The sequence below is a fragment of the Pseudomonas cichorii genome (assembly GCF_019719005.1).
Lineage (GTDB): Bacteria > Pseudomonadota > Gammaproteobacteria > Pseudomonadales > Pseudomonadaceae > Aquipseudomonas > Aquipseudomonas cichorii_E.
The window spans coordinates 20,484-29,896 of record NZ_JAIGPJ010000051.1 but is presented as its reverse complement, the minus strand read 5'-3'; the positions used below and the strand labels follow the sequence as shown (position 1 = coordinate 29,896).

Annotated in this window: 8 protein-coding genes and 2 tRNA genes; 5 read left to right on the top strand and 5 right to left on the bottom strand. The window is 56.6% G+C overall.

All coding sequences use genetic code 11. The features are described from left to right. Positions 1 to 86: 86 nt before the first annotated feature. Both K5D32_RS24420 and K5D32_RS24415 read right to left on the bottom strand, forming a co-directional pair. Positions 87 to 641: a hypothetical protein gene (locus K5D32_RS24420; RefSeq protein ID WP_221593680.1), complete on the bottom strand. Its 555-nt coding sequence runs from the start codon at positions 639 to 641 to the stop codon at positions 87 to 89. A gap of 142 nt (positions 642 to 783) precedes the next feature. Continuing rightward, the gene (locus K5D32_RS24415) at positions 784 to 3,597 is read right to left on the bottom strand and encodes an EAL domain-containing protein (protein WP_260407520.1); all 2,814 of its coding nucleotides are present in this window, start codon (positions 3,595 to 3,597) and stop codon (positions 784 to 786) included. A 345-nt stretch (positions 3,598 to 3,942) separates the two neighbouring features. Here K5D32_RS24415 and K5D32_RS24410 point away from each other — a divergent pair, with 345 nt between their 5' ends. The 3 genes from K5D32_RS24410 to K5D32_RS24400 all read left to right on the top strand — a co-directional run bounded on the left by K5D32_RS24410 (position 3,943) and on the right by K5D32_RS24400 (position 6,201). Next, positions 3,943 to 5,007 carry an NAD(P)-dependent alcohol dehydrogenase gene (locus K5D32_RS24410; protein ID WP_221577331.1) on the top strand — a complete coding sequence of 355 codons (1,065 nt, stop codon included), beginning with the start codon at positions 3,943 to 3,945 and terminating at the stop codon, positions 5,005 to 5,007. A 243-nt stretch (positions 5,008 to 5,250) separates the two neighbouring features. Next, on the top strand, positions 5,251 to 5,619 hold the full coding sequence (locus K5D32_RS24405; protein WP_221577330.1) for a hypothetical protein: 369 nt from the start codon (positions 5,251 to 5,253) through the stop codon (positions 5,617 to 5,619). A 216-nt stretch (positions 5,620 to 5,835) separates the two neighbouring features. After that, complete coding sequence (locus tag K5D32_RS24400) at positions 5,836 to 6,201, top strand: NUDIX hydrolase (RefSeq protein WP_221577329.1); 366 nt, start codon at positions 5,836 to 5,838, stop codon at positions 6,199 to 6,201. A gap of 85 nt (positions 6,202 to 6,286) precedes the next feature. On the opposite strand, the gene K5D32_RS24395 is transcribed toward K5D32_RS24400, so the two are convergent. Then, positions 6,287 to 6,363 (bottom strand) — tRNA-Val (locus tag K5D32_RS24395). 278 nt (positions 6,364 to 6,641) lie between these two features. Here K5D32_RS24395 and K5D32_RS24390 point away from each other — a divergent pair. Then, a complete protein-coding gene (locus K5D32_RS24390; RefSeq protein WP_221577328.1) occupies positions 6,642 to 6,863 on the top strand; it encodes a ubiquitin-like protein in 222 nt (73 codons plus the stop codon). Positions 6,864 to 7,004: 141 nt separating this feature from the next. Here K5D32_RS24390 and K5D32_RS24385 read toward each other — a convergent pair. Continuing rightward, positions 7,005 to 7,081, bottom strand: a tRNA-Val gene (locus K5D32_RS24385). A gap of 182 nt (positions 7,082 to 7,263) precedes the next feature. Here K5D32_RS24385 and K5D32_RS24380 point away from each other — a divergent pair. Beyond that, positions 7,264 to 8,547, top strand: a complete 1,284-nt coding sequence (locus tag K5D32_RS24380) for an FAD-binding oxidoreductase (protein ID WP_221602124.1) — start codon at positions 7,264 to 7,266, stop codon at positions 8,545 to 8,547. 52 nt (positions 8,548 to 8,599) lie between these two features. On the opposite strand, the gene K5D32_RS24375 is transcribed toward K5D32_RS24380, so the two are convergent. After that, positions 8,600 to 9,298 (bottom strand): peptidase C39 family protein, encoded by a 699-nt coding sequence (locus K5D32_RS24375; RefSeq protein WP_374107897.1) that lies wholly within the window; start codon positions 9,296 to 9,298, stop codon positions 8,600 to 8,602. Between the last annotated feature and the right edge of the window lie 115 nt (positions 9,299 to 9,413).

The window sequence follows — 9,413 nt, the reverse complement described above, 5'->3', positions numbered from 1 at the left end:
CACATCGAATAATCAGCTTGCCATTCACCCCTCTCACCTTTGACTTTATCTCTCGCTGCAGACACAAGCGAATTCATTCGCGAAAGCTACGCAAGCATCCCGGCCTTGATGCCATTGATTCTCGCATTGATGTCATCAACAGCCGCAGTCTGATGCTCCTTGAGGGCTTCCTGGACTTTCTTGTCCACGGCCAGCTTCTCTTCAGGACTCATGGCCTCATATTCAGCCTTGCTGACACCCGTGAGTTTTTCACGCATTTTCTCTTGGGCAGTCTGCTTCATGTAATCCATGAATTCCTGCTGAATCGAGCTGGTCGAACTGCCGGTGCTGGTCGTGCTGCCCGCCCCGTTCGAGGCGATCACGCCATTGTCGCTGTCGGCGGTTTTCTCGGACAGGGTTTTCTCGGCCAGGGTCTTGATGTTGAACATCATCCGGGCAAAGGATTCGTCATAGCCATTGTTGCTCTTGGTACTGTCCTGGGACGCGGAACTGTCAGCCCTGGCGGTCACCGGATTAACAGCCGGAACCAGACTCTCAGCAGCCGCAACAGTACTGAATGAGTTCTGGGAAACCTCATCCACTGTCTTGCGCCCGACAAATCTGGAAACCAGACCTTCGAGCGTGCCGTTGTTGATAATCATCTTTCACCTCCTGCGGTGGGTGCGACCCTTACGCAGCAAAACCAGTGCCAGTCGCCTAAAAAACCTACAAGCTACTGTTTTTAAAAGGTTTTAAAAAACACCCACGAACAACGACCGGAAGAAAACGGAGAAACACTGCCGATCATGGCAAGTCATTGCCGGCCCGGGTCCAGTGCAGGCCCAACTCGATGTCCTTGCTCAGATCGAGCTGTTCAAGGGGCAACGGCATTGCGAAGTAATAGCCCTGAGCCTGGCCCGCCCCCATGCCGCGCAGCAATTCCAGAGTCGCGTGATCCTCAACGCCTTCCGCTACCACGGTCAGATCCAGAGACTCGGCCATCCTCACGATGGCACGCACAATCGCCCGGCTTCTGGCGCTGGTCGTCAGTTCCAGAACAAAGGACTTGTCGATCTTCAGGCCGCTGAAGTGATACTGATGCACATAGCTGAGCGACGAGAAACCTGCACCGAAGTCGTCGAGCACCACCGACATGCCCTTGTCGGCCAACTGTTTCATGGACTCACGAGCCTGCGCCGGATCAACCACCAGCGCCCCCTCGGTGAGTTCAAGGCACAGACGCGAAGGCGCAACGCCATATTCCGTCAGCAGGTTCAGCACCTCGGCGGCAAATTCAGGGCGAGTGATGCTGTAACTGGAGCAGTTCACATGCACCGGCGGCCAGTGGGCATTGGCCGGATCGGCCAGAATGGCAATGACGCGCTGCAACATGTAAATGTCCAGGCGACCGATAAGGCGCAAGCCTTCCAGAGCCGGCAGAAAACTGCCGGGAGCGATGACCCGGCCATCGGGCTGACGCCAGCGAATCAAGGCTTCAAGGGCAAACAGCTTGCCAGAATTGACGCAGATAATCGGCTGAAAATACGGAATCAGCTCGTTGGTGTGCTTGAGCGCCTTGCGCAGTGCGCCCTCACGCTCGACCTGATCGGAAACCTCGCGGCGCAACTCCTGATTGAACACCACAAAGCTGTCACGACCGCCATTCTTGGCCCGGTACATGGCCGTATCGGCATCGCGCAGCAATTCGGCTGGCTCCTGATGAAACTGACGATCAGCCCCGACCACACCGATGCTGCACGAAGAAAAGACCGAATGGCCGCTGATAAAGAACGGCAGGTCGAACGCTTCAAGAATGCGTTCGGCAATCCCGACCCCGACAGCCAGCGGCGCACCGATCCCCAACACAGCAAACTCATCGCCCCCCAGACGCGCAAGCAGATCGCAATCGCGGATACAACTGCGCAACCGCGCAGCCGCCTGGACCAACAGGATATCGCCAAAGTGATGACCCAGGCTGTCGTTGACTACCTTGAACCGGTCCAGGTCAATAAACATGACCACCAGTTGCTGGTCATGTTTATTGAAAGCCTGCCAGGCCTCTTTCAGACGCTGTTGCAACTGGCTGCGATTGGGCAGGCTGGTGAGTGAGTCATGGGAGTTTTCATGCTGAAGCCGGGCATTGGCCAGATCCAGCTCACGGGTACGGTCCTGAACCCGTGCCTCAAGGCGCAGATTGGCGGTATGTATCGCCTCGGCAGCGCTACGCCGGGACAAAGCCGTATCGATATGGCGAGAGACGAAGGTCAACAGTTCCTGATCCCGCAGGGTGTAACTCACATTCTGCGAATAGCTCTGCACCGCCAGCACGCCCCGGACATCATCCCCCTCGAACAAAGGTATGCCCAGCCAGGATGAGGACCGATTGGAGTCATTCTGGGTCTCGATCTCGCCTTCCCTTTCCAGCCTGTTGGCATCTTCACGATCAATCAGGCAAGGACGGCGCTGGCGGATGACATACTCGGTAAAGCCACGCTGACCACGCCGTGACCTGGGCGGCGTGGCCAGTCGTTCATCGCTGTAATAGGGGAACGTCACTTCTTCGGTGGAGCTGTCATACAGGGCGATATAGAAGTTGTAGGCAACCAGCAACTCGCCGACGATCATGTGCAGGCTATGGAAAAGTTCCGCCATGTCACCCGGCTGGCTGGACAGCTCGGTAATCTGGAACAGCGCACTCTGCAGGTGCTCCGCCCGTTCGCGATCGGCCACCTCTTGTCTCAGGGCGTCGTTGGCAGCAGACAACTGCTGGGTGCGCAGCAGCACGGTATGCTCAAGGTCGGCCCGGTGCAGAATCCGGTCCAGCGCCATCGCCACATGCCGGGCAACCACCAGAAACAGCGCGCGGTCTTCGACGCTATAGATGCGCGAGACGTCGTATACCTGCATGGCCAGCATGCCGAAGACTTCGTCGGATGATTTCTTCAGCGGTGCGCCCATCCAGAACTCGGAAGGACGCCCCTCACAGAAGAAAAGCCCCTGAGCCTGAGCCTGCTTTATAGCCGTAGCATCAACGAACAACGGCTGGCCCGTGGTCAGCACATAGCCCGTCATGGTCAGCCGCGAGCGGTCGAGGTACTCGAAGCTTTCCGGCTCCATCGCCTCGTGATCGGCTACGTCGATGTAATAGGGATAAGTGATCTTTTCTCTCTGATCGTCATAAAGCGCCAGATAGAAGTTCTCGGCATCGATCAGCGTCGCCAGTTGCTTGTGGATGCCCTTGAGGAAGGTGCTGCGATCCCGTGTCGAGCTGGCCAGATGACTGATTTCATACAGCACCCGCTGAGTATTCTGCGCTCTTACCAGCGCGACACTTTGCAACAGATAGCCCAGTCGCAAGGCCAGGTCGGCCAGGGCCGGATTGGCTGATTCGACCTTGGGTGCCAGCAGCCAGCCCAGCGGCGTTTCGCCCATGCCCACGACCCAGCGATGCAACTGGCGCTTGTTGCAGAAGTCGTCGAAACCGTCACAGGGAATCTCGCCCAGCCAATCGGCTTGTGCAGATCCACTCCCCAGCAGGCGCTTGTGCGTACCGGCACCGTAAGCCGCCCAGGCCACATCGGGCATGCTGATGCGCGCCTCGCGCAGCAAGGTTTCCATGAGCGCTTCACTGGAAAGCGCAGGCGATGCAGCGCAATAATCGGTGGATTGGTTCAAGGCCGGGGAAAAAGGAGGAACCTGCATGAAAAACACCAAATCCTGTAACTGGCTGCGGCTATCTTCGGCGGCAGCGCCCGAGGGTGGCAAGCAGGATATGTGATTGAAGGCAAGAAAGTGTGTATTACGAAGTACATCAAGCACTCCTTACGACAGAAAAGCTGACACTCAATCGGCACTATCCGGTTCTTGAGCAGGTCGAATCGGGTCACGTTGCAATAATCGAAGCCTGTTCAACCGCTATGCTGGCTTACGACTTCTTTCAACCCTTCGCAAAAGGTGATCGCAATGGCCAAGACTTACAGCTACGCCGCACAGAAACCGACCGATACCCTGAAACCCTATCGTTTTGAACGCCGCACTCCCGGTGCCGACGATGTACAGATAGACATTCTGTACTGCGGCGTCTGCCACTCGGACCTGCACACCGCCCGTAACGAGTGGCACAACACGCTCTACCCTTCGGTACCGGGCCATGAAATCGTCGGCCGGGTCACTGCCGTGGGTGCCGACGTCAAGAACTTCAAAGTGGGAGACCTGGCGGGTGTCGGCTGCATGGTCGACAGCTGTCAGCATTGTGCTTCCTGCGCCGAAGGTGAAGAGCAGTATTGCGAAAACGGCTTTACCGGCACCTACAACGGCCCGGTCTTTGGCGGCGAAAACACCCTCGGTGGCTACTCCGACAACATCGTCGTGAAGGAAAAGTTCGTCCTGCGGATTTCCCACAGCGACAATCTGGCCGCTGTCGCGCCGCTGCTGTGCGCCGGCATCACCACCTATTCCCCTCTTCATCACTGGAAAGTCGGGCCAGGCAAGCGAGTGGGAATCGTCGGCCTTGGCGGACTGGGTCACATGGCCGTTAAGATTGCCCATGCCATGGGCGCGCATGTGGTGCTGTTCACCACCTCACCCAACAAACGCGAAGACGGCCTGCGCCTGGGCGCGGATGAAGTCGTGGTTTCCAAGGATGCAGACGAAATGGCCGCACAGGCCAACAGCCTGGACTTCATCCTCAACACCGTCGCCGCACCTCACGATCTCGACGCTTTTCTCGGACTGCTCAAGCGTGACGGCACCATGACCCTGGTAGGCGCGCCTGCCGAGCCTCACCCATCGCCAGCCGTGTTCGGGCTGATTTTCAAGCGCCGCAGCCTGGCCGGCTCCTTGATAGGCGGCATCCAGGAAACCCAGGAAATGCTGGATTTCTGTGCCGAACACGGCATTGTTTCGGATATCGAAATCATCGCGATGCAAGATATCAACGAGGCCTACGAGCGCATGCTCAAGGGTGATGTCAAATATCGCTTCGTGATTGATATGGCCACGCTGAAACAGGAGGCCTCTGCCGCCTGATACCGAAATCCGGGTTGTCCCCACTGCGGGACAGCCCGCTCCTGCAGTCCTGACCCTTATGAAAAAAAGTCTCGATTCAGAGCATCTGCACATCAAGTTTCATAGTTGAAATATCTTGCTGCAAACAACTGCAAACTACGCCAAACCATTCGTCATAAAGCCCCTGTCCATACCCGTCGTCGGTTGACACGCCCTTTTATGGAGCGCGCAATAGGGGTTGGATGAAACGATGGGGAAACACATATGGCTAAGATCAATGTTTTAGCGGGTGATTTTCTTCAAGGTAATGGAGAGTTCCACTCTGGCACCATTACGCTTGTTACCCCCCTCTTCCCATGGCCTGGAATCTGTTTCAAACAGGACGACATCAAGTCAATGGAAATTGCCAGCAAAGCATCAAACAGGAAAATTGACGACACGATCGGGTTCGGTCTTGCAGGTGCATTGATGTTAGGCCCCGTGGGAGCTGCCGCGGGCATGTTCCTGGCGAGCGAAGAGAAAGAGATAACCTTTGTGGCAACGCTCAAGGATGGCAGAAGCCTGCTCGCCGCCACCGATGAAAACACCTACCGAAAAATGGCACAGGATATCCCCGTGTCAGACTTCATGTAAAAGCACCCACTCCCTGACAAGAGCCCGGCCCAGCGCCGGGCTCTTTCGTTATGGCACAGCTATTCTTTTTTCAGAAACTGTTCTGGCATTGATTGTGCTAAGAAAAATTAAGGTTTTATTGCAGTTTTATGACATCGATCTGTTTTTATCAACAGACTCAAGTTTCATGGCAAGCGTGCAGATATCAAGAATGACTGGACGTTAACAGGTGGAAAGATGAAAGAACGAGCGACAGTCATCTGCAAACGTGACGATCAGGTCCTTTACGTTCGCAAACCAAAATCGAAATGGGCGCTACCTGGCGGCAGGATCGAAGCGGGAGAAACACCTGCCCAGGCAGCCGTACGCGAACTGAGTGAAGAAACAGGGCTTGAGAACCTGGAACTGCTGTACGTGGATGAATATGAAAAGGACCGGGTCATCCACCACATCTTTACAACCATGATCCCGGCTTCCAGCGAACCCTCACCCCGGAACGAGATTTCCGCCTGCAAGTGGCTCGCCACCGGAAACCTCAGTGACCTCAAGGCCAGCCCGGCGACCAAGTCCATCGTCAAGTCCTTCGCCCGCCCCAACAAATAGAGGACGGGTTTCAATCCTCGCAAACGAAAAAAGGGCGACCCTTTCGGATCGCCCTTCTTCACCGCCCAGCAGAGCGGATTTTGTTTGGTAGGCGCGATTGGACTCGAACCAACGACCCCCACCATGTCAAGGTGGTGCTCTAACCAACTGAGCTACGTGCCTGCTGTGGGAGCGCATTCTACGGATATTGAAAATGGTGTCAACGGCTTTTTGCAGTAACCCACTGATATGTTCGATTTTTTAGCTCTGAATTCAGCAAATGCCATCAGACGCAAGTCCGACAAGAGCATCAGGCCAACGGTCTGAAAGCGCGCAGCGCTGACATTTCTGTCAGTTCCCGTCACTCCCCCTCGCTTTTAACCTGTACGCACGCGCGCAAGCGAATGCAGGTATCTGCACTCCTATTCGCGCCACCCATGCCATTCACCCCAGGTGACGAAATGATTATTTACGTAAAGAAACTGACCGGAGAAATCTTGGAGGTGGAGGTTGAAGCCTCAGATACGATCAGTATCGTGAAACAAAGGGTTCAGGATAAATCTGGCATTAACGCCGAAGCACAAAGACTTATCTTTGCCGGGAAACAGCTTGAAGACCAGAGAACGTTGAGCGATTACAACATTCAGAAGGAGAGCACATTACATGTGGTAATCCGACTCTAGACATAAAGCTCTGGCGCAATACCCGTCGGCAACCGGCATCATGTACTTCACGAGCGCTTTTCAAGCTTACTTCCGCGGAACGAAAAAAGGGCGACCCTTTCGGATCGCCCTTCTCTACCGCCCAGCAGAGCGGATTTTATCTGGTAGGCGCGATTGGACTCGAACCAACGACCCCCACCATGTCAAGGTGGTGCTCTAACCAACTGAGCTACGTGCCTGCTGTGGGAGCGCATTCTACGGATACTGACTGCCCTGTCAATCTCTTTTTCAGCTAAGCCTATGAATTAGCAACGCTTTTAGGTGGCGAGCGGGCGAATATGTTTTCTCGGGTGGCTGGCAGAGGTTTTTCAACTCGGGTAGGATCACAGCACTCGTCAAGAATTTTAAACGGAGCTTCAGGATGGCGAACACGCTCTATCCGCAGTCCTACTATGCCGCCTCAGCCAATCCGGTCCCGGAACGCCCTGCCTTGCAGGGTGAGGTGGAGACCGACGTCTGCATTATCGGCGCAGGCTATACCGGGCTTTCCAGCGCCCTCTTCCTGCTGGAGCACGGCTTCAAGGTAACAGTGCTCGAGGCCGCGAAGGTCGGTTTCGGGGCTTCGGGCCGAAACGGCGGACAGATCGTCAACAGCTACAGCCGCGACATCGATGTCATCGAACGCAGCGTCGGCCCAAGGCAGGCGCAACTGCTGGGGCAGATGGCGTTCGAAGGCGCGGCAATCATTCGTGATCGGGTTTCGCGCTACGGCATTCAATGCGACCTGAAGGACGGCGGCGTATTCGCAGCCCTGACCAACAAACAGATGGCCCACCTGGAGGCGCAAAAGCGCCTGTGGGAGCGCTACGGGCATACGCATCTTGAGCTGATGGACAAGCGGCGCATCGGCGAAGTCGTGGCCTGCGAGCAATACATCGGCGGCATGCTGGACATGACCGGCGGCCATATTCATCCGCTGAACCTCGCACTGGGCGAGGCTGCGGCCGTGGAATCGCTGGGCGGCGTGATCCATGAACAGTCAGCGGCGATCCGCATCGAGCGAGGCGCCAACCCGGTCGTGCATACCGCGCAAGGGAAAGTCCGCGCCAAGTTCATCATCGTGGCCGGCAATGCCTACCTGGGCAACCTGGTGCCGGAGCTGGCGGCCAAGTCGATGCCATGCGGCACACAGGTCATCACCACCGAACCGCTGAGCGAAGAGCTGGCCAAGTCCCTGCTGCCTCAGGATTACTGTGTCGAGGACTGCAATTACCTGCTGGACTACTATCGCCTCAGTGCCGACAAGCGCCTGATCTTTGGTGGCGGCGTGGTATATGGCGCCCGGGATCCGGCCAATATCGAAGCCATCATTCGCCCCAAGATGCTCAAGGCCTTCCCGCAGCTCAAGGATGTGAAAATCGATTACGCCTGGACCGGCAATTTCCTGCTGACCCTGTCACGCCTTCCCCAGGTGGGGCGCCTGGGCGACAACATCTATTACTCCCAGGGTTGCAGCGGGCATGGCGTGACCTATACCCATCTGGCAGGCAAGGTGCTTGCCGAAGCCTTGCGTGGTCAGGCCGAGCGTTTCGATGCATTCGCCGACCTGCCCCACTACCCCTTCCCCGGCGGCCAGTTGCTGCGCACGCCGCTTACAGCACTGGGCGCCTGGTATTACAGCCTGCGCGACAGACTGGGCTTTTGATGAAGAGCGTGAAAACCCTGTAGATCGGGGTTTTCACTGCTTCAGACCAAACTTATTTAACACCCTGACGGGCCAATGCCTTCACTGCTTCACCGGCCGCCTGCTCCTGTCCGGCCTGAGACAGTTCACTGGCAGCTTTCAGCCAGCGCTGCTGATCCACATTGGCAGGCAGTTGCCGTGGCCCCTGAATCAGGACCGCCCAACTGCCGGCATCCTTCCAGGCAGAGCTGAAGCTGCCAAAGCTCATCATCTGCCGACGATTCATGCCCACCTGCAGCAGAACGGTCTGCTTGATGCGGTTATAGCCCACCAGCACGCCATAGCGAGGCCCTTTCCACCAGGCCGAGCCTTCGGACAGCCGCAGCATCACCGGATAACCCGCCGAAACCTGCTCCAGCAAAGCGTGCAGTTCGCCATCGAGTGGGTAAACCATGAAACCGTATTGGCGTGCCGCATTCTGCATATTGCTTTCAAGCTTCCCCTCGCCGCCCGGCAATTGCAGGGGTTTATCGAGGAGCCCGGGTGTAATCAGCACCTGACGGTTGGCCAGCATGCCCGCCAATGCGCCAGGTCCGCTTTGATACGCGTTGCCACGGAAGAACGGCACAGAGTTGAGTTCAACCCGGTCCGGCAAGCGCTGAATTTCTGGCGTAACCATAGAAGCGCAGGCGGTCAGGCTCAATGCCAGGACCATCACCCACCACGGCCGCCGGGTTCTGGCGGCGTTGAACAAGAAAGATACCGGCAGCATTTTCACTCACTTCAACGGGTGTCAGGCAACACGCGACCTGACTCGGACACCGATCATAGAGCCGCACAGAGCCTGGGTATAGCCTTCTGACACAGTCAGAGTGACTGGATAGATC